We start from the raw sequence: 24,618 nt of genomic DNA on the forward strand, positions 1-24,618 counted from the left end.
CCACTTGAACACTTATTCCGCTTTTAAAATTTCATTAAAAGCATTCTCAACTGACTGAGCAAAATCTGCTCCATAGTTATCATTTCCTTCAATATTAAATATAAGCATTTCTAATTCTTCTTTAAATTTTTCTAAGACGATTCTTTTATCCCCAATTTGTAATACGGGATCTTGCACTGCCTTAAGTGTGCTGACAAGCAATGGCCAAACATCCTGACCGAATTTCAGATAGTGATATTCAGTCTCTCCCTCCAATAAATATACGAAGGCTAATGAATCAGAATCTGTAATCATCTGACCACCTGCTTTTATAGTCAATCCTTGAGGTACATCTTCTAAAGTAAAGCGAATATCATTTTCCAGCTGTACTCCGCTTTGTACTTGAAATGTGATAGGCAAAACACATCGTTCCCTTCTGTCTATTCTGTAACTATTTTAACATATTGAAACTCCTTGCAAACCGTCTATAATGAAATAATAAGAAAGGTGTGAGACTATGCAATCGGAGCAAGAGATTGAATTTAAAAACTTATTAACTAAAGAAGAATTCACGAGAATAAGTGATTTCTTTAACATTAAACCAAATGAATTTAAAACTCAGGTTAATTATTATTACGATACAGCAGACCAATTCTTTAAAAATAATCGCATGGGGTTTCGTTTAAGAGTTCTTGATGATCGCAATGAGCTTACACTGAAGACTCCAATTGAAGAGCATATTATGAATGAGCAAACAGTTTTGGTTACTGATGATGAAAGAGATATAATTATACAGAAAGCTATTTTTCCTTCCATTCCGTTTATAGAGGAGATTATTTCTACTAAACCTCTTACTTGCTTTGGTAGCATACAAACTAATCGCGCCCAATTGAAGTTAGAAGAAGGAACACTTTTCTTGGATCACTCCTTATATAGTAACGTAGAAGATTATGAGATAGAATTTGAATGTAAAGATGTCGAAGAAGGGCAAAAATTCTTTTTTAAATTACTGGATAGGCATCAAATTCCCCTTCGTTTGACCGATAAAAAGATTGCACGCCTTGTAAAGGCTATGAATTCTTTGAAAGGTTGATGACTTATAGATATTAAGTCTTTAAAAACATTGATGGATATAAATGCAATGCAAATACTGGGAAGTGTCCAAAGCACCCAAAACAATAGCACATCCGCCCTGTTTTCAGAAATGCTTGGCCAGGTTCTGCAAGGTAATACTAATAGCAGTTCATCTGATAATATAGATTCACTATTTTATAGTGGCGACTTACCAGTTTATATACCCGAAAATGGTATAAATAATTCCTTAAATATAAGACAAGCTTCTACTTCTATAGGTTCCTCATCAATAGATGAACTTATAAATAGAGCTTCAGAAGCATATAATGTGCCAGCAAAGCTAATTTCTTCTGTCATTAAACAAGAGTCCAATTATAATCCAAATGCAGTTAGCTCTGCGGGAGCTTCCGGATTGATGCAGCTAATGCCAGGAACAGCTAAGTATTTAGGAGTACAGAACATTCTTGACCCGGAACAAAATATTATGGGTGGGACAAAGTATTTGAAGCAAATGCTTGAACAATTTGATGGTAATATAGAAAATGCTTTGGCTGCCTATAACGCAGGACCCGGTTCAGTAAAAAAGTATAATGGTATACCTCCTTATAAAGAAACAGAGAATTATGTGAAAAAAGTTCTAAACAACTTCTTGGCATAACGTATAAACGACCTTTAAAAATGGTCGTTTTTTCTATATTTATTTTTATCACAGTCTAATTGTTTGAGATATTCGTATTTGATTGCTAAAATGTATTTAGCGCTAAAGCAAAGGAGTAAACAACTATGACACAGAGGCCGATTTTACCATACGACGAGATAGGTGCAGAAAAATTATCACTCCTTGTTGATACGTTTTATAGCAAAGTAGCAAAACATCCAAAGCTAAAGCCAATTTTTCCAGATGATTTAACGGAAACCGCGCGTAAACAAAAACAATTTTTAACCCAATATCTTGGGGGACCTAACTTATATACAGAAGAACATGGCCATCCAATGTTAAAGATGCGTCATAACCCTTTCTCGATTACACCTGAACGTGCAGAAGCATGGCTAAGCTGCATGTCAGAAGCCATGGACGAAGTCGGACTGGAAGGAAAGGTGCGACATGATTTATATAGAAGACTTGTGCTTACTGCCAACCACATGGTCAATCAAATGAGTCATGAGGAGGAAAAGATGTGACAAGAATACAAATTCCGGTTGAGCCGATCGCAACTCCTATTACAAACAAGCCACTTGAAATGTATATGTTTTTAGATCCACTTTGTTCTGCTTGTTGGGATTTGCAACCGATTATTCGGAAATTGCAAGTAGAGTACGGTCAGTACTTTACAATTCGTACAGTCCTTAGCACTCGACTTAACAACTTGAATACTGTTTGCAACGCCACAAGTGAAACATCAGTAGACGATAATATAAACTATCCATATAGCCAGCATTCTGTCTTACCTTCAATTGCAGTAAAAGCGGCAGAATTTCAAGGTAGAAAAGCAGCACTTCGTTTTTTCAACAAAATACAGGAATATTTATTTCTTCAAACAAAGAATGTTACTTCCTTTTCTGTATTACAGGAGCTAGCTAGTGAAGCCAAAATCGATGTAGAGGAATTTTCACGTGACTTTCAGTCGAAAGAATGCCTACGTTCCTTCCAAAGTGATTTATCCATCACATGTGAAATGGAAGTAGACACATTTCCTACGATTGTCTTTTTCAATGAACATATTGAAGATGAAGGCATTAAAATATCCGGCACTTATTCTTATGATATATACGTACAAATTTTACAAGAAATGTTAGATGATTTTCCAAGAAGACAAGATCCACCCGGACTAGATAAATTATTTAATCGTTTTCATTCATTAACCACTAAGGAAATCGCCGATTATTATGGTTTAACAGAGCAACAAGCTGAATTTGAGCTCAAAAAGCTTCTCTTACGACAAGAAGTCGAAAGAGTTTTGCTCCCAAATCTAGTATTATGGCGTTTAAAAAATAGATAAATATATACTGAAGCTAACTGTAAACAATTCTATTATGAATTGTTTACAGTTATTTTTATTACATTGGATTTTATATATGAATCATTGAAAAATAGAGGTGCATTTCCGTTTTACGGACGCTTTCTGCTGAGGAGTAGCCATCTGTTGCTACAAATAACTAGGTTGGAGTAAGCATAGTTAAATTAGATGCTAATTTGAAGCCCTGAGGTGATTGTTAAGCCATCATAGCCGCATTCACGCTTGTTTGCCTTAGTCAACCCACTGGAGTCGCGGCTTGTTTCTTTTATCAAAACATATAAATGTACGAGTATGATTTACAAACTACTTATTGAAGCTGCTTAAAAGAACTTTTTTTCTTTTTTATCAAAAAAAAAGAAAAAGCCCTTTCCTCAGTTAGGAAAGGGCTTTTTACAAAGGGGATGGGAGAAATGTTCACGTTCAAACAAAGGGGTGTATGTTATCTTGTGATTTATTTCACACTCTTACTTTAGCATGCTCCAGTGATAAAAACAACCGATTAAGCTCCACTTTCACAAATTCGTCAATATTAAAGAATACATCTAAGTTTCCTTAAGTTTGTATGAATTAAAAAACGTCCAATCCTTTAATGGATTGGACGTCATAAACAATTACGATAATAGTTTCTCTAACTCATTTAACTTCTCTTCAAATACACGGCAAGCCTCTTCTATTGGAGCAGCTGTATTCATATCTACTCCTGCTTTTTTCAATACTTCAATTGGATAATCCGAGCATCCGGCCTTTAAGAATTCATTGATATAGCGGTCCACTGCTGGTTTGCCCTCGGATAAAATCTGATTGCTCAGAGCGGTTGCAGCACTTAGACCAGTAGCATATTGATATACATAATAGTTGTAATAGAAGTGTGGAATTCTCGCCCATTCTAATCCAATTTGCTCATCAATTACTATATCATCACCAAAATACTTTTTATTCAATTCATAGTAGACCTCTGTTAACTTATCTGCTGTTAAAGCTTCTCCGTCTTGGTCTAATTGATGAATAATATGCTCAAACTCTGCAAACATTGTTTGTCTGAATACTGTTCCTCTAAATCCTTCTAGCCAATGATTTAATAAGTAAATGCGCTTTTTAGGATCTTCTATTGTTTTGAGTAAGTGGTCATTCAACAATGCTTCGTTACAAGTAGAAGCAACCTCTGCAACAAAAATAGAATAATCTCCATATACATATGGTTGATTTTCTCTTGTATAATAGCTATGAATACTATGTCCAAACTCATGAGCAAGTGTAAATAAGTTATTCACATTATCTTGCCAGTTCATTAGAATATATGGATTTGTTCCATAGGTACCCGATGAATATGCTCCTGACCGCTTACCTTTCGTTTCTACAACGTCCACCCAGCGATTCTCAAGGCCGTTTTTTACTATTGATACGTATTCCTCACCTAATGGCTCAAAGCTCTCTAGCATCGTCTTACAGGCCTCTTCATACGTATACTCCATTTTAAGCTCTTTAACAAGTGGCGTATATAAATCCCACATATGTAACTCCTCTAGGCCTAAAACTTTTTTACGTAGACTAACATACCTATGAAGTAAATGAACGTTTTTATTTATTGTTCCAACTAAATTATCATATACAGATTCAGGAATGTGATTTGTCGATAGTGCCGCTTCTCTTGCAGATGCATAATTTCTAATTTGAGCATTAACATTATCACCTTTAATATTTCCACTTAAAGTGGATGCAAAAGTATTGCGAAACTTACCATAAGTTTCATACATAGCTTTAAATGCATCTTCCCGTACTCTTCTATCTTCACTTTCTAAGAAGCGTGAGTAACGACCATGTGTTATTTGTACTTCATTACCCTCTTCATCCTTTATAAACGGAAATTCTAAATCAGCATTATTTAATTTTCCAAAGGTATCTGCAGAGGCTCCAGCAATTTCAGCAAACTGCGCGAGTAAAGCCTCCTGTTCTTTTGGAAGTACATGCGGACGTTCCTTGTTTATTTCTTCAAGCATTTGGCGATAAACTTGTAAGCCTTTATTTTCTTGTAAATAATTTTTTAGAGTCGTTTCATCTAAAGATAATATTTCAGGCACCAAAAATGAAAGCTCTGTAGAAACCTTTACAAATAAAGATTTTATCCGACTATCCATCGCTTGATATTTGCTATTTGCAGTATCTTGGTCACTGCGCATATGGGCATAAGTGTAGAGCTTACGCAATCTCATAGTTAACTCATCACGATATGTTAATACATTTAATAATGCTTCCGGTCCATTTTCTATCGTCCCTTGATAAGAAGATGCCTTTTTAGCTAATTCTGCTACCTCGCTAAAATCTTTTTCCCATTCATCCTCTGTAGGAAAAATATCCTCTAATCTCCAAGTAAGATTTTCTTCAACTTCATTTCTTGTTAATATTTTATTCTTAACGTCTGCTGACATTTTTACCTCTCCTTCCATTGTTTCGTGCAACGAATCAGTTCTATTTTCTCAATTTTCTGCTCCCTTTGCAAGGAAATGCTGATAAAGTATCTTATACATTTTTGGGTAATTAAATGTACTATCTGAGATATTTTTATCCGTCTGTTCTAAGCATTCCTGAATTACATCTATATATGCTTGTATAGCCTTCATTCGTTTTTCTATTTGTTCTGACTTTCTCCAACGGCTAGTTGCTAGGAATGAACTATAATGATGAACAGAAACTGAATTTAAAGCAATCTTATTTACTTGTAAGAAGTCGATTAATTGTAGCTGCCATTCACAGCTATGTTCAAGAAAGGCTTCTGCCTCAAGTGATGGTATGCCTATGAACATAGGTATCTGCTGAGGATGAATTCTCCATCTATAGCAAACCTTCAAAAATTCGGATTGAATCCCCTTTCTATTATAAAGATATAAATTGTTTAACCGATTTAGACGTTTTTTATTGTAAATAATGAGATATTCCTGGAATTCTTCCTCTGTTATTTTTTTTACCATTGCTAATGGCCATGTTTGTAGACTAATGGGTAATTTATTTACTTTAACGACAAAATAATTGGAATAAGCATGGAGAAAATTAGATAAGTAGGAAAAGTTTTTTGTTTGAGGACAAAATGTGATAAGAATTCTACCATACGCTTTGGTAGACAGGATAAATTCAAGTTGAAAAGGAGCTATTTTCATCGAACCTATCGATTTCGAAGAAAAATCGGTTAAGTCGGGGGTTTTTAAGATCCAAAGGGGTTGGATATTTGAGTTTTGATATCCCAAATTACGTTTTCGAATAACCTCGGGAGTTATTTTACTGCACTGATATTCTAATGCTACTTTTTCCTGGGCTTGGACTAAAATATCTGGCCTTTGTTTAATATCTTGGAGATAGGGCTCCAGTTCACAAGGAATTTTTAAGCGTTCTAGAAAATCATAAAGCTGGATTTTTCCATTCAAATGATCTTGGCTTTCTCCTTCTGAAAAAGAATGGGTACACGACGAGTTGCGGTAATGTGCAAAATGGGGCACTTTTATCTTCCCTATTCTTAATATTACCTTTTCATGACATTCAGCACATTGAAAATGAACGGAGCGCTTACTATACTTTAAAATGTCATTCGAATAGTGAGAAGGGATAAAAACCTTACCTTCCGTAGTTAAAGCTGTTAATATGAAAATCACCTCCATCCCCTACTATACAGAGGATTCAAAAAAATCACAATAATGTAATTTTTATATGTTAACTACTTTTTCATATATTTTGTTTTTGAATCATTCATAAAAAAAAGATTGTAGAAAAAGTTAAAAAATAACTTCACCTACAATCTGAAACCTTCTTTAAAGAAGGCATTAAAAATGTCTATTAAGTTCTTCCATTACATTATTAGCAATTATTTCTTTGCCGTATTCTTGAATTATGTGAATGGTTGTTTTAGTGCTTTGTCCAAATTCTGAAATAACACTTAATGTATTTAATATAGCTTCTAACTCAACCAAATCCATATCAAACGCTACATGTAAGTAATATTTTTCGTTATAATGATATAAGGAAGTATCAAAATCTAAATCCTCAAGTTTTTTAGACAAGCCAATTACATCTTCAAAATTTTCAAATACAAATGTATATTCGGAAGGTATTTCATCTAGGTCATCCATATAGTTCGAAAAATCATCAAACTCATGTGGCCCCATATTGGAGACAGCATTCTTAAAAATCTTATTTGATAAATCTTCTGATCTTAAGCTATCGTCTGATTGTTCATCTTTTGCCATTTCTGTTCGAGTGACAATCACTTCTAAACCTTTTTCCATCGCATGAACTTGTATCCACAAAGGACCATCTAACTCTTCAAAATGATCATCATCATGAACTTCATCCATCATTTCCCAAAAAAGCTGCTCGCTCTTATCTTTATTAAACCAAATTTCATCTCGGCTGAAGCCTCTTTCTTCAATGTCGATGTATGAAATGTATACTTTGAAAGTGTTGTCATTGATGCGCTCGATATCCATTTAACACATCTCCTTTCGCTTCTTACCGCCTCATTACTGTAGTGTCTAATACTATTGTATGTTGTTTAAGAAAAAAAGAAAAGGATTCCAGCTTCACTTTTAAAAAAATTGATACAACATTTTACAGTATGTAAAAATTATAACACGCGGCGAGTAAAACTGATAAAGAAAAGCTGGTGGTTTTTCAAATTTTCTTTGAAAAACCACCAGCTTTATTATGCACTAATTAACAAGTCGTTGTGCTTCCAATAACTGATAAGCACGGACCTTTCTAGGTAAAAATCTACGAATTTCGTCTTCATTATATCCGACTTGTAAACGTTTTTCATCTAATATAATTGGTCTACGTAGTAAACCAGGATATTCTTGTATTAACTCGTACAATCTTTGAAGTGGCAAGCTCTCCACATCTACATTTAACTTTTGAAAAATTTTAGATCGGGTTGAAATAATTTCATCTGTACCGTCTTCTGTCATGCGAAGTATTTCTTTAATTTCACTAATACTCAAAGGTTCTGAGAAAATATTACGTTCCGTGTAAGGAATTTCATGCTCTTCTAACCATGCTTTTGCTTTTCTACATGAAGTACAGCTTGGTGAAGTAAATAATGTAACCATCATTCAAAAAACACTTCCTCTCGATTGTTACTTGTGTTATATAAAGTAGATTATAATTAATTTAATTAAGTTGAATACTTTTATTAGTATACACTAATATATAGGTATTTAAAATACATTTATTTGAAATATTTTCTGAAAGCATTAGTATTTGAAAGAACGTTCATAAAGTGTACATTTTAATATATTTCTAAAATAATAATGTGCCTTTTAATACATTAATACCCATTTTCATAAGATCCTAAACATAATTTTATAAAAAAATATCATTCTCATTTAGTCAGCTACTAATGAAAATTGCTGTTACACTATATAGTACGTTTTCCATGAAGAAAAGTTTCATTATGACAAAAAAACTACATTTCTCTGATGGCAAAATTCTTAAAATGAATTGATCTAATCATTGCACTTCTATTATATAATTAGTTATTCCCAAAGATACAATTTGTAAAACCTCTCTGTTGCCTCCTTTCGAATAAAAAAATTGCTTGAGGAGCACAGATAACTCCGAGTAAAATGATTCTTCTTACTTTCTAAATCAAAAAAAGTAGGCAATCGCCTACTTTTTAATGGATTAATTTATCGGAGTGTAATCTACACCAGAAGAATATTTATTACCTGCATTCCATAATAAGAATTCATTTATCCCTGCTTCATTTAACGCCTTAATTTGTGCTTCAACCTCTTCTTTTCCGTATACAAGGTAATTGCCTTTACCTAGGTATGAAGCTGTAAAGTCTTGAAGCCATGGTCTTGATACCGGAGGGCTTTCTAATTCTGCTAGTTTAGCATTCTCCACCTTTGCATACTCTTGAACAAGACGGTAAGGCTCTAAATCCGGCTTAGCAATGCCGAAATAGGATGTCCAGTGACTTGGATAAATCATAGATGAAATCACATCTACGTTTTCGGAGATTTTAGAAAAATTTTGCCCAATACCTGGTGCTTCAGGAAGTGTTGCTGAATACCCAAATATATCCACAGATACTTGGACTCCATAAGGCTTAAGTTTTTCTCTTGCATAAGCAACAAAGTCAGTTACCGCTGATACTCTTTTTTGCGTAGAATCCAAATCCGATTCGCCATATTTACCTATGCCATATTTAAGTGTTGTATCCCTTTTTTCAAAGCCCTCTGGAAAACGAACATAGTCAAACTGTATTTCTTTAAAGCCCATTTTTGCAGCTTCGATAGCAATTTCTACATTATAATCCCATACTTCTTGCATAAAGGGATTGACAAATGCTTCACCTCTTCCATTCTTCCAAACGGAACCGTTATCTACAAACGATAATTCCGGTTTTCTTTCAGCTAGTTCAGTATCTTTAAATACTACGACTCGGGCAATTGGATAGATTTCTTTTTCCTCCATCGTTTCAAGTACTCCTCTAAGATCCTTTATGTATGGTTTACCTATTTCATATTTAACCAAAGGAGAATCCTCTTTAGGTTTATAAGTAAGATTTCCAAAATCATCTTTAATGTCAATTACCATGGCATTTAACTCTGTTGCATCCATTAACTCGACTAATTGATTGAATTTCTCCCCGCCCGCAGAGTGACCTGTCACATAAACACCTCTTACTGCATCTGGGTAGTTAAAAGTCAGACCTGAATCGTAGACAAATAGTTTGGACGAGGTTACTAATGATTCCTCGATTGTTTTGTAGCCATATTCTTTTGCAGTAAATTCATTTGAGAAAGATTTTGTCTCTGCTGCAGTTACTACAGGTGCTACGATAAACACACCTAACATCGTTGCAAAAATTCCTTTTATTATTCTGTGCATGATAACCGTCTTCCTTTCTTTACGTCTAACATTCTAACAACTATATCCTTCGATGAAAAGAGTCAATAAGTCTAATATGGATATAAAATTCCTAATTAATCAAAAATTTAACTTTATTATTTGTCTCTCTTCGTATTAAAGTTTAATTAGACATTTTTAGGGTATATATTTATTTATCCATAATAGCATTTAACTAAACTTTTTTTGCGAAGTTTAGAACTTTATATTTTATATATTCTTCCATAGATATAGGTTACTATCTAGGTTTAGTGAAAAAATATTAACTTTGTACAAATATTATCAATAACCATTTAACTCCAACCTATAAAAAAGTAGGCTAATTCGAATTTCTTCGATTCAGCCTACTATTATTAAAAATTTTATTAAACACGTGATTGAGAAATAGCTTTTAGTTCTTTGAATTCTTTCTCCGAACAAAATACAAAGTGACCTGGAGTAACTTCTCGCATTGCAATTTCTTCTCCATCTGCATAATTATGAACTGACGGATCATAAGATTTACGCACACGAGTACGCTCGTAATTAGGATCCGGAAGAGGTATAGCAGACAGCAACGATTGCGTGTATGGATGTAATGGGTTCAAGTATAGTTCTTCGGCAGGAGCTAGCTCCACTAGTTTACCGAAATACATAACTCCAATTCGATCCGAGATATATTTCACCATTGAAAGGTCATGCGCAATGAAAAGGTAAGTTAATCCTTTTTCTTCTTGCAGTTCCTTCAATAAGTTAACTACTTGTGCTTGGATTGATACATCTAGAGCTGAGATTGGTTCATCCGCTATAATAAACTCAGGTTCAACTGCTAAAGCTCTTGCAATACCAAGACGTTGACGTTGACCACCAGAGAATTCATGTGGATAACGTTCAGCATGTTCTTTATTAAGTCCAACTGTTTCCAATAACTGAATAACCCGTGCCTTGCGTTCTGTTTGATTTTTAACTAGTCCATGAATATCTAAACCTTCCGCAATTATATCCAACACTTTCATACGTGGATTTAATGATGCATAAGGATCTTGGAAAATCATTTGCATTTTACGATTAAAGATTTTCAAATCTTTTTTAGATTTTTTGTCATGTACATTAACACCATCATAAATTACTTTTCCTTCAGTGGCGTCATATAGTCGAATAATAGTTCGTCCAGTTGTGGATTTACCACAGCCTGATTCTCCTACTAAACCTAACGTTTCACCTTTATAGATGTCAAAGCTAATGTCATCTACGGCACGAACTTCATTTTCTTTACCTTCATTAAAATATTGTTTTAAATTTTTTATTTCAAGTAATTTTTCAACCATTAGTTTACACTCCCTTCGTAGTAACGACTTCCAGGGAACTTTTTCATACGTTCAACTATTGATGCAGGTGGCTCTACTTTTGGTGCATCTGGATGCAATAACCAAGTAGCAGCATAATGTGTATCACTAACTTTAAAGAATGGAGGTGATTCCTCTAAATCTATTTTCAGTGCATAGTCACTACGAAGGGCAAAAGCATCCCCTTTAGGCGGATTTAACAAATCAGGAGGTGTTCCTGGAATTGCATACAACTTTTCTTCTGCTGTGTCTAATGAAGGCATAGAACTTAACAAGCCCCATGTATATGGATGCTGAGGATTATAGAAAATTTCATCTACAGTTCCTGTTTCTACAATTTTCCCACCATACATTACCGCTACTCGATCTGCAACATTAGCTACTACACCTAAATCATGTGTAATAAAGATGATTGATGTATCAATCTTCTTCTGTAAATCTTTCATTAACTCTAATATTTGCGCTTGAATAGTTACATCTAATGCTGTTGTTGGTTCATCAGCTATTAATATTTGTGGATTACAAGCAAGAGCAATTGCAATAACAATACGTTGACGCTGACCTCCAGAAAATTGGTGAGGGTATTGTTTAATACGTGCCTCAGGCTTTGGCATACCAACTAGTCGCAATAAATCTACTGCTATTTTTCTAGCCTCTGCCTTACTTACTTTACGATGCTTTAAAATTGGCTCCATAATTTGCTTACCTATAGTCATCGTTGGATTCAAGGATGTCATAGGATCCTGAAAAATCATGGAGATGTCTTTCCCACGAATCTTTTGCATTTCTTTATCAGTAAGCTTTGTTAAATCTTTTCCATTGAAAAGAATTTGTCCATTTTTAAATTCTGAGCTAGACTCAGGTAGTAAACGCATAATCGCCTTAGTTGTAACTGACTTACCAGAACCAGACTCCCCTACAATTGCAAGTGTTTCACCTTTTAAAAGATCGAAGTTAACACCACGAATGGCTTTAACCTCTCCTGCAAAAGTATGGAAGGAAAGCTCTAGATCTTTAACTTCTAATATTTTTTCCATCCTTGCTTTCCTCCTTTAGTCTTTCATCTTCGGATCTAGTGCATCCCTTAAACCATCACCTAGCAAGTTAAAGGAAAGCATTAGTAAGCTTATGATTACAGCTGGGTATACTAAAATATGTGGTTGGAATTTAAGTAATTTAACACCATCATTAATCAACGTACCTAAAGATGCAGCAGGTGGCTGTAATCCCAACCCGATAAAGCTTAAGAAAGCTTCGAAGAAAATTGCACTAGGTATTGTAAACATCGTATTTATAACAACAATACTCAAAACATTCGGAAGAATATGTTTTGTTATGATTCTATTATTTGAAGCACCTAGCGTACGGGCAGCCAAAACGAACTCTTGGTTCTTATATTTCAAAACCTGTGCTCGAACTACACGAGACATACCAATCCATCCGGTTATCGTAATGGCAATAATAATCGCTGTGATACCAGGATCCATAAACATAATCATGAGAATAACGATTACTAAATTTGGAATACCGATAAGAATTTCTACTATACGCTGCATGACGTCGTCTACACGACCACCGTAGTAACCAGAAATTCCTCCATAGGCTACTCCAATTACCATGTCAATTAACGCAGCCATAAAGGCAATGAAAAGAGATACCTGGGTTCCTTCCCATACTCGCGCAAACATGTCACGGCCCAAACCGTCAGTTCCGAACCAATAATATGTGTCTACTTTCTTTAATTCATATAAATCTACTTCTTTACCTGCCAAGTTGCCGTACCCATCCATAATACCCAGTTTTTCAATTCCAGGAACTTTTGGTGGTAAGTTAGCATGGGTAATTGTTTGTGTCTCTGCATCATGCGGGCCAATATGTGGACCAATAAGTGACATAACAAGAATAATCAATAGTATAAAAACACTAACGATAGCAGCTTTATTCTTTCTTATACGGTACCAGGCATCTTTCCAAAAGCTAACACTTGGCTTAGAAATTTTTTCTGCTTGGCTACTATCTACTTGAACTCTGTTAAATGATTCAGCAGGTAACTTTTTTAAGTCTTGACTCATTAGTTCTTACCTCCTGACAAACGAATACGCGGATCAATAATTCCATAAAGCAAATCTATAATGAATATTACAACAATTAAGAATACAGAGAAGAAAATAGTAGTACCCATAATAATAGAATAATCATTTGTATTAATAGATTTAACGAATTGTTCACCGATTCCTGGGATTGCAAATATTTGTTCAATTACTAATGACCCGGTTAGCAATCCAGCCGCCATTGGACCAAGTACTGTTACTAATGGTATTAAAGCATTACGCAAAGCATGTTTAAATGCAATTTCAGTACCATTTGCTCCTTTAGATTTTGCTAGTGTAATATAATCAGAGCTCAATACTTCGACCATCTCTGTTCGAATAAAACGTGCAGCGGTAGCTAACGGTCCCATAGCTAATGCAATCGACGGCATAATACTTGAAGCCCATCCATCTTTCCATAAAGCCACAGGAAGTATTTGCCATTTCACACCTAACCAATATTGTAATAATGTTGCAAATACAAAAGATGGTATAGAAATACCGATAATAGCAACGATTGTACTGCTATAATCCCAAATTGTATTTTGTTTTAAAGCAGCAATCATTCCAAGAATAATTCCTACTAAAACACCTGCGATTAAACCTTGAGCACCAATTTGGAAAGACGGTCCGATTCGGCTAAGAATTAAATCAGTAACTTCAGCATTTTTAAACTGAAACGAGTTACCTAAATCACCTTGAACTAAGTTAAGCATGTAATTTGCATACTGGACGGGAATGGGATCATTCAATCCATATTTCGCTTCCACTATTTCAAGTTGAGCTGGGGATAGTTTTGAAGCAGAGCTTATAGGGGATCCTGGTAGCGTCTTCATCAAGAAAAATGTAGCTGTAGCAATCAGGAAAAGCGTGATAAACATATAAAAAACACGACGCAGAATATATTTTGCCATCTTTGCACCTCCTAAATTTTATAAATAATTTTACTAATCTATATATTAAACAAAAAAAATAGTAATTTGTCAAAATTATATTTTATAGTAAAAATATTTCGTATATTTCGACTCATTTAAAAAGAGAGTATATGTTCCTAAAGGAATACATATACTCTCATTTTATGAGATTTTTACAGCTTTATACTAATTAGTTCTTACCTTCGATATATGCCCATTTGTAGCTATAGTCTCCACCAATTTGGTGAGATACAACACCTTTAACATATGGTTTTAGAAGTTGCATAGTACCACGTTGGTAAATCGGTCCAATACCGAAATCTTCATCAATTAGAAGTTTTTCAGCATCAGCAAGTGCTTGCCAACGAGCTTCTGCGTCTAGTGCTAATTCAGTGTTAGCAGAATTTACTAGCTCATCATATTTAGGGTTTGAATAAGACATTTGGTTGTTACCACCGTCAGTTAACCATAAATTCATGAAAGTGTAAGGATCTTGGTAATCTGGTCCCCAACCTGCAACTTGAATGTCATAGTCTTGATTTGTGTCAAGATCTAAGCGCACAGCAAATGGTACTTCTTTAAGAGTAACAGTTAAACCTGGTAGGTTTGTTTCTAATTGGTTTTTGAAATACTCATCCATTTTTTTAGAAATATCAGTGTCTCCACCAAGAATTTCTAGAGTAAGCTCAGTAACGCCTAACTCTTTTAATCCTTTATCCCAAGCTGCTTTCGCTTCTTCTACGTTAAATACAGACATATCTCCATTTACATCGCGGAAGTCATTAGCATCAGCATCAAAAGTAAATCCTTTTGGTACTAAGTAGTGAGCTGGAACAGAACCATTAGCTAAAACTACATCAACTAAATCTTGCTTATTGATTGCTTTTGAAACTGCTTCACGAATATTTACGTTAGCAAGTGGAGTTGGCTCTCCATTACGTTGTTGATTGTACTTGAAGTAGAATACAGATGCATCCATTTCAGTTACTAGTTCTGGATCATTAGCATATTGCATTGCGTATTCACCAGATAGACCAGCACGGTCTTTTTCACCATTACTGTAAAGGTTAACAGCAGTAGCTGTCTCTTTTACTACATCGTAGTTAATTTCAGTAAGTTTAACAGTGTCTTTATCCCAATATTGTTCGTTTTTAACTAGTTTCCAGTTTAACCCTGTTCCATCCCAATCTTGTAATGCGAATGGACCGTTGTATAAAAGTGCTTCAGAGTTTTTAGAGTAATTTGCACCTTGAGTTGTAACGAATTCTTCTTTTTGTGGTAAGAATGTTCCAAATGACATTAATGACAAGAAGTAAGGAACTGGTTTTTCAAGAGTAACTTCTAATGTTTTCTCATCAAGAGCTTTAACACCTAATTCAGTATACTCAACTTCACCTGCAACAATTTGAGTTGCATTTTTGATAACGCCTTCCATCATGTATGGACCGTATTCAGATGCAGTATCTGGGTTCATAGCGCGTTTCCAAGCAAATTCAAAGTCATTTGCAGTTACTGGAGAACCATCAGACCAATTAGCATCACGTAATTTGAACGTATAAACTAATCCATCTTCAGAAATAGTTGGCTCACCTTCAGCAATAGCAGGTATAGCTACGTTTTCTTGGTTCAAACGATAAAGACCTTCATTTATGTTGCCTAGTAGATCGAAACCTACTGAGTCAGTTACTAAAGCAGAGTCAAGAGTTGGAATTTCAGCACCCGCGATTAAGTTTAGTACTTGCTCTTCATCAATTTTTGCTTCTTCTGGAGCTTCTGTTTCTGGTGTGTCTGTTGAGTCTGGTTTGTCAGCTGGTTCTGCTTCCTTTTCGCCGCCACATGCAGCTAGGAATAGCCCTACAACTAACAGTAGGCTTAATAGCCATACTAATTTGCTATTCTTCAAAAAAATAACCTCCCTAATATTCAGAAAAATTCATTACATTTATTATTATACATTTTATAAGAGAGTTGTACATAGCTTTTTATAAATATTTTTACAGTCTTGTAACAAAATCATTACATTGTCCTAACGATTGTGAAAATTTAGTAACTATTTTGTTAATTATTTTCTTTATTTTTTATTAGTTTTGATTATTTTAAACAAATCTTCTATAATATTTTTGATAGAGGTGAAATATGAAAAAGAAGATAATATATTTTTTAAGTGCACAGATTATAATCTTTTTGCTAATACTTTTAATATATAAACATATCGATTTGGAAACATACGCTAATATTTCCTTTTATATAGGAGGAGGTATAACATTTTTAGGATTAGTAACATATGTTGTTTCAGGCGGATTTTTTGATTTATATGTATCTAGCTCCAGAAAATTTTTTACGCGAAAGCACTTAAGAGATGAAATAGAAAATATGCGACTTCCTTCCGAAGTTTTCTCCTTCTCCCCTAAGCCAATTCTCGCGTTAGGGTTATCTATTTTAGCTTGTACTTGTATTGCATTATTTTTCTATTATGGATAATTTTATCCCTTGATTTTTGAGTTTCTTCTATATATAATAATCAAAACTATATAAAAGAGCTTTGAGGAAGAAAAGTACATTTATAACGTATGTTTAGAGAGTCTGCGGGTGCTGTGAGCAGATCATACCTTAAATGGAATGGGCTTCTGAGCAGTATGAGTGAATCTTAAGTAGCTTATACCGTTTCCTTCACGTTATGAAGAAGAGTGGCTATTTTTATAGCAAGCTGGGTGGTACCACGGATATTACATCATTCGTCCCTTTTTAGGGATGCATGATGTTTTTTTATATTCTAAGGAGGAAAATTGAATGAAAACACTTTTTTCAGGCGTACAACCAACTGGTACAATTACATTAGGGAATTATATTGGTGCATTTAGACAGTTTATAGATTTACAAAATGAGAATGAATGTATTTTTTGTATCGTGGACCAGCATGCGATTACAGTTGCACAGGATCCACAGGAGCTACAAAAACATATTCGTTCCCTAGCAGCCTTATATCTAGCTGTAGGAATTGATCCAGAAAAATCTATTCTGTTTGTACAATCAGAAGTTCCCGCTCACGCAAAAGCAGGATGGATGATGCAATGTATTTCTCATATTGGGGAATTAGAAAGAATGACTCAATTTAAAGATAAATCGGATGGCAAAGACGGAGTTACTGCTGGGCTATTAACTTACCCACCGCTAATGGCGGCTGACATTCTTCTTTACCAAACAAATATTGTGCCTGTTGGGGATGACCAGAAGCAGCATATTGAACTAACTCGGGATTTGGCTGAACGATTTAATAAAAGATATGGGAATGTTTTAACTATACCCGAAATTCAGCTACCTAAATACGGCGCTCGTATCAAATCACTTCAAGATCCAATGAAGAAAATGAGCAAGTCGGATCCCAACCAAAAAGCAACCATTCGTATTTTAGATACACCAAAGCAAATAGAAAAGAAAATTAAAAGCTCTGTCACCGATTCAGAAGGTATCGTAGCCTTTGACCCTGAAAACAAACCAGGAGTTTCAAATTTATTAACAATAGAATCAGCTTTAACAGGTACACCGATTCCTACGCTCGTTGCAAACTACGAAGGAAAAGGCTACGGAGATTTTAAAGCATCTGTTGCTGAAGCAATTATTAATCATTTTGCTCCTATTCAACAAAGATATGAGGAATTACTAAATTCATCAGAATTAGATTCCATTCTAGATCGCGGAGCAGAAAAGGCTAACCAATTGGCAAATGATACACTTGCTAAGATGGAAGCCGCAATGGGTCTCGGTAGAAGACGCTAATCGTTAATCCCAATATTGATATACAAAAGATTATAAAGTCCTTAGAGTTAACCATATATAGTAAAACAGAACTCCAAGAATAGCCTAAAGATAGAAAGTTTAAATATAACACTAGGTGGGAGCAGCTGATAATTGCTATTCCATAGCTTATTAAGAATATTAGTAGTCTCATTAGTATCACATCCTTCTTAAAACATATGAAAAACCGCTCCTAAACTTTCGTCTAGGAGCGGTTTTTTTATCAATATTATTTAGCAGATTTAATTGGCTCTTCAGCAGTTAGCTCAAGTTCATGTAAGTAAGTGCCTTCTGAGTAATCAATATTATAGTTTTTAAGTCGTTTGTTAACTGGAATGATCTCAAATCTGTAAGTTAGTGGAATTACAACTGCCATTTCTTCCATATGCTCTTGGAATGCTCTAAATTGCTCAGCGCGATATGCTGAGTCAAAAGCTTTTGGTGAGTTTATGTTAGCTAATGTATCCTCTAAGAAGTCAGATGTGTAACGACTATAGTTAAACTTTGCTTTCTTTGAATATAAGCCCGATGGTGATGGGTCAGATCCTGTTCCAAATGCTGCCGTATACATGTCAATTTCAGGATCATCTGCTTCTACCATGTCATAGAATGCATTAAATTCAATTGTGCGTCCAGTAGTTAACTTAACATTTAAGCCAACATCTTTCCAATTTTGCAAGAAGAATTGAGTGATATCTTCCGCTATATCATCACCAGCAGCTGTAGCATACTTAATTTCAAATGGTTTACCTTCTGGATCTTCGCGAAGACCATCATTGTTAACATCTTTATAACCAGCTTCATCTAATAATGCATTCGCTTTATCTGGATCATAAGTGTAACCTTGTAAAGATTTATCATAGAATGATTTAAATACTGGCGGTAACATAGAGTTCGCACGTTCACGGAGGTTATTATAATATACTTCAGCAACTTGTTCTACATCTAAAGCATATCCCATTGCTTGACGTAATTTTTGATCTCCCATTTTAGCGTTTTCGATGTCTGTTACTACTTCCCCTTTTGTAGAATCCCATTTACCTACTTTAAACGCTAGGTATTGGTAATACAATTCTTGTCGTCCTAAAATTTCAAGATTATCAAAGTTTTTAATTTCTTCAATTTTTGCTGCACTGAAATTTGAAGCGATATCATACTCTCCAGATTGCATAGCAACTGAAATAGAAGTTGGTGGTACTACTTTTACTAATACGCCATCTAATTTTGGTTTACCTCTCCAGTGATTTTCATTTGCTACTAATTGTACTGATTCACCAGGGACAATTTTTTCTATCACGAACGCACCAAGTGTGACTGGATTTTTTCGAACTGGATCAGATTCAATTAGAGTAGCCACTGGTAAATCTTTAACAATATGGCTTGGCTCTGCATAAGTCCACAGTCCATCTCCTCCACTAAATATTGCCGGTGAGACTTGAATTAGTGAAATTTCTAAAGTTGTTTCATCAATTTTCTTTAACCCGGAAATAGTATCTGCTTTACCATCATGATACTCAATTGCGCCAACTATATTTTGAAAATCTGCATCATAACGTACACCAGTATAATCTGGATGACCAATAATTAAATATGGTTGAATTAAATCTTCCACTTTAAGAGGTTCTCCGTCAGACCATTTTATACCCTCACGGATTTTAATAGTTGCTTTTTTGTTTTCTTGATCTACTTCTAGGCTAGCAATTCCTTTATCACTAATCAAGAAGTCTCCATCTATTTCAAAGATAGAATTAGATGCATATTGTAAAATTTCTGCATCATAGGCATCTTCATAAAGCGAATAAGCGAATACCCCTTGGAATGGGCTATCCTTAACTAACGCAACTTTTAAGGTACCTCCAGAAATTGCGTTTCCTTCTGTTTCCATAGAAATTGGGAATGGAGAATCATTTTCTTCAGTGGCTGTCTCTTTCTCCGCTTCCTCTTTCTCATCCTTCTCTCCATCATCTTTTTTCCCAGAATCGGAAGTTTCAGCTGGAGCTGGAGTTGTTTCTTCCTTATTATTACACGCTCCAAGGACCAACATAAAAGCTATCAATACTACTAATAATGTCCAAAGCTTCTTAGTCATTCATATTCCTCCTTTTTAGTCTCTTTTTTCTATATTAAACATGTTACGTCTAATACCAATTATTAGTTATCTGATGGTGTTATCCCAGACGTTGTCTTGCATCTGCCGAACGTCGTAATGCTTGCCCAACGTAGTTTATTCCTAACATCATTAATAAGATGAAAAGTGATGCTGGAAGCCATACCCACCATTTCTCCTGTAAAACGAGCGGGTTATTTGCGTAAGCAACCAGTGTACCCAAACTAGGAGTTGCTGGAGGTAAACCAAACCCAAGATAACTCAGCCCAGTCTCGATTCCTACGTTACCTGCAAAGTTAAGAGTCAACTCAACTATTAATATAGAACTGATATTAGGCATAATTTCTTTGAATATTATGATAATTCCAGGCGTACCCATTGTCTTCGAAGCATTTACATAATCCCTTCTACTTTCTGTTAGTGCCTTGCTCCTCACGAGTCTTGCTGTGGAGGTCCACATGAAAATACTCATTATTATTACAAACGTTGTCATTGTATATTTTGGTACAATTGTTACAAACACAATTATTAACATTAAAGATGGTATAGTGATAAAGAAATCTATAATTCTCATAAAGATATTATCTATCCATCCTCCAAAGTATCCACAAACCAAGCCGACTACTATCCCTACAAATCCCGTTATCAATGTAATAGCTATTGCAATTCCTATGGAGTTTTTTGCTCCTATGATCAGTTGTCCCAAAATATCTTTCCCACCTTGATCTGCCCCTAAAAAGAACTTATCACCTGGTGGTGCATATTTATCTCTTAAACTTACTCTCATAATAGCTTCCTTATCAATCGTATATGCCCATATGAATACACCAACTATAATGATGACTAATGATATAAGAGAAAACATTGCAAGTTTATCTTTTTTAAATTCCCTTAATATAACTTGAAATCCGGTAGGTGGAGCATTCAAGGTTGCCTCTTTTTTTACGTTCAATTGTTTTCCCATATTATTCACCTCTCCTTAACATGTAATCTCCTACTCTATCCTAATTCTTGGGTCAACAATACTCATGATAATATCGGACAGTAGACTACCTAATAATGTTAAGAAGCCATATAACATAACAAGTGCAGTAATTACACTATAATCACGAGATAGTATAGATGAAATAAACAACTGTCCCATTCCTGGATATCCAAAAATAGTCTCTATAAAGATAGAGCCTCCTAGTAGTCCCGTAATCGTGAATCCTAAAAATGCAGCAATTGGTAATAAAGAGTTTCTAAAAATATGCCTAGAGTACACTTTTCTTATTGGTATTCCTTTACTTCTTGCGGTTCTAACATAATCCATCGATTTAGAATCAATAATTTCCGAACGTAAAAACTGAATAACAGTAGTAGTTGCCAATATGGCATAAGTGAGAGCAGGGAGCATCATATGATAGATTTTGCTCCATAGATACCCAAATGTTCCAGCATCATATTTAATATCCACGCTTCCTATGGTTGGAAACCAATGTAATTTATAACCAAAAAAGAACAAAAATAATAGAGACAATACAAATGTAGGAATTGCATAAGTAATAAAACTATATAAGACAATCGTTTTATCTAAGAAAGTGTCTTGAAAACGTCCTGCTAAAACTCCTAGCGGTATTGCCAAAAGGTAAAGTAGCACTACGCTCAATAAAGATAACCAAAAGGTATTCATTGCTCTCTCACCTATTAGAGCTGAAACTTGAACCTTGTAAGTATAACTTTTGCCAAAATCTCCTTGGACTGCATTAACCATCCATCGGGCATATTGCTCATACCAGGGGTCATTTAAACCTGCTAGTTCTCTCAACTCGTCTAATCTGTTAGGGTCAGTTTCAGGACTAATCATTCCAGTGAAAGGATCCCCTGGCATAAATTTCGCCATAATGAAAATTAATAAACTTAAAGCAATTAGTTGTGGAATCATTATCAATACTCGGCGAACAATCGTTTTCCACATATTAACTGCCTCCCTTCGTATTAGCATTCATTGCTACATAATGGGAATCAGACAGCTTCATCAAATCAAACACTTTTCCAGTTTCGTCATAATAGATTTTATGATTGGTCATATAATCAGATTCCACCTGCATCCTTTGCACTTTTCGATCTTCTCTTCCTATAGGATTGATATCAGGAATTGATGACAACAAGCGTTTAGTATATATATGCTGTGGATTAGTATAAATATCATTTCGTGTACCTGATTCAACAAATCTTCCTTTATACATGATGGAAATATGGTCACACATATGTTTAACAACCCCAAGGTCATGCGATATAAAAAGGTAACTTAAGCCATATTCTTGCTGAATTTCCTTTAAAAAATTTAAGACTTGGGCCTGCACGGATAGGTCAAGAGCTGAAACAGGCTCATCACAAATAATTAGCTTTGGATCACATGCGATTGCTCGAGCAATCCCTATTCTTTGCTTTTGTCCTCCTGAGAATTCATGAGGATATTTAAGCTTTGCATCTTCACTCATTCCTACAATTGCCAGCAATTCATTGATCCTTCTATTCTCTTCTTCTGGAGTTAGATTTAAGAAATTACGAATTGGTTCCGCAATAATATCCCTTACTCTTTTTCGAGGATTCAAACTAGAGTGAACATCTTGAAATATCATTTGAATATCACGGTTGTAAGAAGAAGATTTATTTCGTTGTTTATTTGTTACATCTTTTCCCTCATAAATAATACTTCCTGAAGTTATTTTCTCAAGACCTATTATCGACTTACCAGTAGTGGATTTTCCACACCCTGATTCTCCTACAAGGCCATATGTTTTTCCTTTTTCAATCTCCATATTTATCCCATCGACAGCATGTACTCGATCTATAATTGTGTTGAAAAATCCTCCTCGTATTGGATAATGTACATGAAGGTCATTAATTTGCATAAAGCTCATTGAGCATAGCCTCCCTCTTCACCTTCAAAATGGAAGTGTTGCCAACAAGTACATCTTACCAAGTGTCCTGGGGAAACCTCATGAAGGGCTGGTTGCTTTTCATGAGCATTTTCTGAGATCCAAGGTATGCGTCCTGAAAATCTACATCCTTCTCTAGGAAGGTTCATGAGAGTAGGTACCATGCCTTTAATCACTTCCAGTTTTTCAGTCTCACTATTTATTTGTGGAATTGAATTAAATAATGAACGAGTATAAGGATGTAAGGGATTTGAAAATAGTTCCGCTACTGGTGCTTCCTCGATTATTTGCCCCGCATACATAACGGCCACTCTATCAGCAACTTCTGCAACAACTCCTAAGTCATGAGTAATAAGAATTATTCCTGCCCCTGTCTCCCTTTGAAGATCCATAAGTAAATCGAGAATTTGCGCTTGAATTGTCACATCTAAAGCGGTTGTTGGCTCATCGGCTATGATTACCTTAGGTTTACATGCAATTGCTATTGCTATGATTACCCTTTGTCTCATCCCTCCAGAAAGCTGGTGTGGAAATTGTTTTACTGTTCTTTGAGGATTAGTTATTCCCACCTGATTTAGTAATTCTATTACTCTTGCACTTCTTTGCGCTTTACTTAGCTTCGTGTGGTAGACTAGACTCTCTTCAATTTGTTCGCCAACCCTCATTAAAGGATTGAGTGCTGATAAAGGATCTTGAAAGATCATCCCTATTTCTTCCCCTCGTACAGCATTAAACTTTTCATCATTCAGTTTGGCTAAGTTGACACCGTTATATATAATTTCTCCCTCAACTCTAGTTTTGTTGTGATCATGTAGCCCAACAATGGATGTAGCTAAAGTAGATTTACCACAACCTGATTCCCCCACTATCGCAAGGATTTCATTTTTCTTTAAAGAAATTGAAACTCCATCAACGGCATCATAATATGTATCTTTGATTCTAAATCCTGTATGTAAATCGTTAATGGTTAATAGCTGTTTTGAATTGTTCAAAGTAATTCTCCTTTCACAATCAATACTATTTTATTTCTCATTTCATTTATTTGACTTTTTGAACTTTTCTGTTTATTTGATTCTTTATTTGTAAAGTCTATTACAGTATGATTACGAGTGCAATAATATTTTTTATATAATTATTTAATCTAGTATATTAAAAACAAATAGATTTTATTAAAAATTTAGAAGTGATAAGGATTTAATATATATAATTTTTGGAAAATATGTATTTTTATTTTTTAAATTAATATCATTTTTAAATCATTATCATCAATTTATTACTATTTATTCCATTAAACTAAAAAAATCCTTGTTTATAAACAAGGATTCAAACATTAAACCATCTGAAGAAATTGGAAATTGTCTTCGACATATTTCTGCAGGAATCTTCAAGAATTCCAATCCAATCGCATAATGTTGTTTAATGGAAGGTACTGTAGGAATTACGATAACATTTTTTCAATTTGTCTTCGGCATACGTTTAATGCGTGGACCATCCA

Annotated in this window: 22 protein-coding genes and 1 other annotated feature; of the genes, 6 read left to right on the plus strand and 16 right to left on the minus strand. The window is 34.7% G+C overall.

What is annotated here, in order from left to right:
• Window positions 1-12: 12 nt before the first annotated feature.
• The gene (locus tag H9650_RS02370) at window positions 13-399 is read right to left on the minus strand and encodes a UPF0738 family protein (RefSeq protein ID WP_144537740.1); all 387 of its coding nucleotides are present in this window, start codon (window positions 397-399) and stop codon (window positions 13-15) included.
• A 97-nt stretch (window positions 400-496) separates the two neighbouring features.
• Between H9650_RS02370 and H9650_RS02375 the strand changes: the two genes are divergently transcribed.
• From H9650_RS02375 to H9650_RS02390, 4 genes are all read left to right on the plus strand, one after another.
• Window positions 497-1,072 carry a CYTH domain-containing protein gene (locus H9650_RS02375; protein ID WP_191696462.1) on the plus strand — a complete coding sequence of 192 codons (576 nt, stop codon included), beginning with the start codon at window positions 497-499 and terminating at the stop codon, window positions 1,070-1,072.
• 48 nt (window positions 1,073-1,120) lie between these two features.
• Entirely contained in the window at window positions 1,121-1,711 is a 591-nt protein-coding gene (locus H9650_RS02380; protein ID WP_225215864.1) for a lytic transglycosylase domain-containing protein, read from the plus strand.
• 125 nt (window positions 1,712-1,836) lie between these two features.
• Window positions 1,837-2,235, plus strand: coding sequence for a globin domain-containing protein (locus H9650_RS02385; RefSeq protein WP_191696463.1), 399 nt, complete (start codon window positions 1,837-1,839; stop codon window positions 2,233-2,235).
• A complete protein-coding gene (locus tag H9650_RS02390; protein ID WP_191696464.1) occupies window positions 2,232-3,053 on the plus strand; it encodes a ClpXP adapter SpxH family protein in 822 nt (273 codons plus the stop codon). The genes H9650_RS02385 and H9650_RS02390 overlap by 4 nt, the downstream gene beginning before the upstream one ends.
• Window positions 3,054-3,682: 629 nt before the next feature.
• On the opposite strand, the gene pepF is transcribed toward H9650_RS02390, so the two are convergent.
• The 10 genes from pepF to H9650_RS02440 all read right to left on the minus strand — a co-directional run bounded on the left by pepF (window position 3,683) and on the right by H9650_RS02440 (window position 16,200).
• Window positions 3,683-5,497 carry an oligoendopeptidase F gene (pepF, locus tag H9650_RS02395; protein ID WP_151110783.1) on the minus strand — a complete coding sequence of 605 codons (1,815 nt, stop codon included), beginning with the start codon at window positions 5,495-5,497 and terminating at the stop codon, window positions 3,683-3,685.
• Window positions 5,498-5,545: 48 nt separating this feature from the next.
• Window positions 5,546-6,712, minus strand: a complete 1,167-nt coding sequence (locus tag H9650_RS02400) for a competence protein CoiA (protein ID WP_191696465.1) — start codon at window positions 6,710-6,712, stop codon at window positions 5,546-5,548.
• Window positions 6,713-6,880: 168 nt separating this feature from the next.
• Window positions 6,881-7,543, minus strand: a complete 663-nt coding sequence (mecA, locus tag H9650_RS02405; protein WP_144537730.1) for an adaptor protein MecA — start codon at window positions 7,541-7,543, stop codon at window positions 6,881-6,883.
• A gap of 222 nt (window positions 7,544-7,765) precedes the next feature.
• Entirely contained in the window at window positions 7,766-8,161 is a 396-nt protein-coding gene (gene spxA / locus H9650_RS02410) for a transcriptional regulator SpxA (RefSeq protein WP_186318146.1), read from the minus strand.
• 574 nt (window positions 8,162-8,735) lie between these two features.
• On the minus strand, window positions 8,736-9,950 hold the full coding sequence (locus tag H9650_RS02415; RefSeq protein ID WP_151110787.1) for a putative glycoside hydrolase: 1,215 nt from the start codon (window positions 9,948-9,950) through the stop codon (window positions 8,736-8,738).
• 383 nt (window positions 9,951-10,333) lie between these two features.
• Entirely contained in the window at window positions 10,334-11,275 is a 942-nt protein-coding gene (locus H9650_RS02420) for an ABC transporter ATP-binding protein (protein WP_151110789.1), read from the minus strand.
• Window positions 11,275-12,330, minus strand: a complete 1,056-nt coding sequence (locus tag H9650_RS02425) for an ABC transporter ATP-binding protein (protein ID WP_144537724.1) — start codon at window positions 12,328-12,330, stop codon at window positions 11,275-11,277. Before H9650_RS02425 ends, H9650_RS02420 begins: the two co-directional genes overlap by 1 nt.
• Window positions 12,331-12,345: 15 nt before the next feature.
• Window positions 12,346-13,365: an oligopeptide ABC transporter permease gene (opp3C, locus tag H9650_RS02430; protein WP_151110791.1), complete on the minus strand. Its 1,020-nt coding sequence runs from the start codon at window positions 13,363-13,365 to the stop codon at window positions 12,346-12,348.
• Entirely contained in the window at window positions 13,365-14,297 is a 933-nt protein-coding gene (gene opp3b / locus H9650_RS02435) for an oligopeptide ABC transporter permease (protein ID WP_144537720.1), read from the minus strand. Before opp3b ends, opp3C begins: the two co-directional genes overlap by 1 nt.
• Window positions 14,298-14,487: 190 nt before the next feature.
• On the minus strand, window positions 14,488-16,200 hold the full coding sequence (locus tag H9650_RS02440) for a peptide ABC transporter substrate-binding protein (RefSeq protein ID WP_151110793.1): 1,713 nt from the start codon (window positions 16,198-16,200) through the stop codon (window positions 14,488-14,490).
• A gap of 233 nt (window positions 16,201-16,433) precedes the next feature.
• On the opposite strand from H9650_RS02440, the gene H9650_RS02445 reads away from it, so the two are divergent.
• Window positions 16,434-16,778, plus strand: coding sequence for a DUF3899 domain-containing protein (locus tag H9650_RS02445; RefSeq protein ID WP_144537716.1), 345 nt, complete (start codon window positions 16,434-16,436; stop codon window positions 16,776-16,778).
• Between the two features lie 52 nt (window positions 16,779-16,830).
• Window positions 16,831-17,043 (plus strand) — a binding site (T-box leader).
• Between the two features lie 44 nt (window positions 17,044-17,087).
• Window positions 17,088-18,074 (plus strand): tryptophan--tRNA ligase, encoded by a 987-nt coding sequence (gene trpS / locus H9650_RS02450; protein WP_144537714.1) that lies wholly within the window; start codon window positions 17,088-17,090, stop codon window positions 18,072-18,074.
• A 247-nt stretch (window positions 18,075-18,321) separates the two neighbouring features.
• Here the strand turns inward: trpS and H9650_RS02455 are convergent, their stop codons facing one another.
• From H9650_RS02455 to H9650_RS02475, 5 genes are all read right to left on the minus strand, one after another.
• On the minus strand, window positions 18,322-20,181 hold the full coding sequence (locus H9650_RS02455) for an oligopeptide ABC transporter substrate-binding protein (RefSeq protein WP_144537712.1): 1,860 nt from the start codon (window positions 20,179-20,181) through the stop codon (window positions 18,322-18,324).
• A gap of 79 nt (window positions 20,182-20,260) precedes the next feature.
• Window positions 20,261-21,163: an ABC transporter permease gene (locus H9650_RS02460; RefSeq protein WP_144537710.1), complete on the minus strand. Its 903-nt coding sequence runs from the start codon at window positions 21,161-21,163 to the stop codon at window positions 20,261-20,263.
• A 30-nt stretch (window positions 21,164-21,193) separates the two neighbouring features.
• On the minus strand, window positions 21,194-22,156 hold the full coding sequence (gene opp4B / locus H9650_RS02465) for an oligopeptide ABC transporter permease (protein ID WP_144537709.1): 963 nt from the start codon (window positions 22,154-22,156) through the stop codon (window positions 21,194-21,196).
• A 1-nt stretch (window position 22,157) separates the two neighbouring features.
• Window positions 22,158-23,105 (minus strand): ATP-binding cassette domain-containing protein, encoded by a 948-nt coding sequence (locus H9650_RS02470; protein ID WP_144537707.1) that lies wholly within the window; start codon window positions 23,103-23,105, stop codon window positions 22,158-22,160.
• On the minus strand, window positions 23,102-24,115 hold the full coding sequence (locus H9650_RS02475) for an ABC transporter ATP-binding protein (RefSeq protein ID WP_144537705.1): 1,014 nt from the start codon (window positions 24,113-24,115) through the stop codon (window positions 23,102-23,104). The genes H9650_RS02470 and H9650_RS02475 overlap by 4 nt, the downstream gene beginning before the upstream one ends.
• Window positions 24,116-24,618 lie beyond the last annotated feature (503 nt).

The sequence above is a fragment of the Psychrobacillus faecigallinarum genome (genome assembly GCF_014836595.1).
Classification (GTDB): Bacteria; Bacillota; Bacilli; order Bacillales_A; family Planococcaceae; genus Psychrobacillus; species Psychrobacillus faecigallinarum.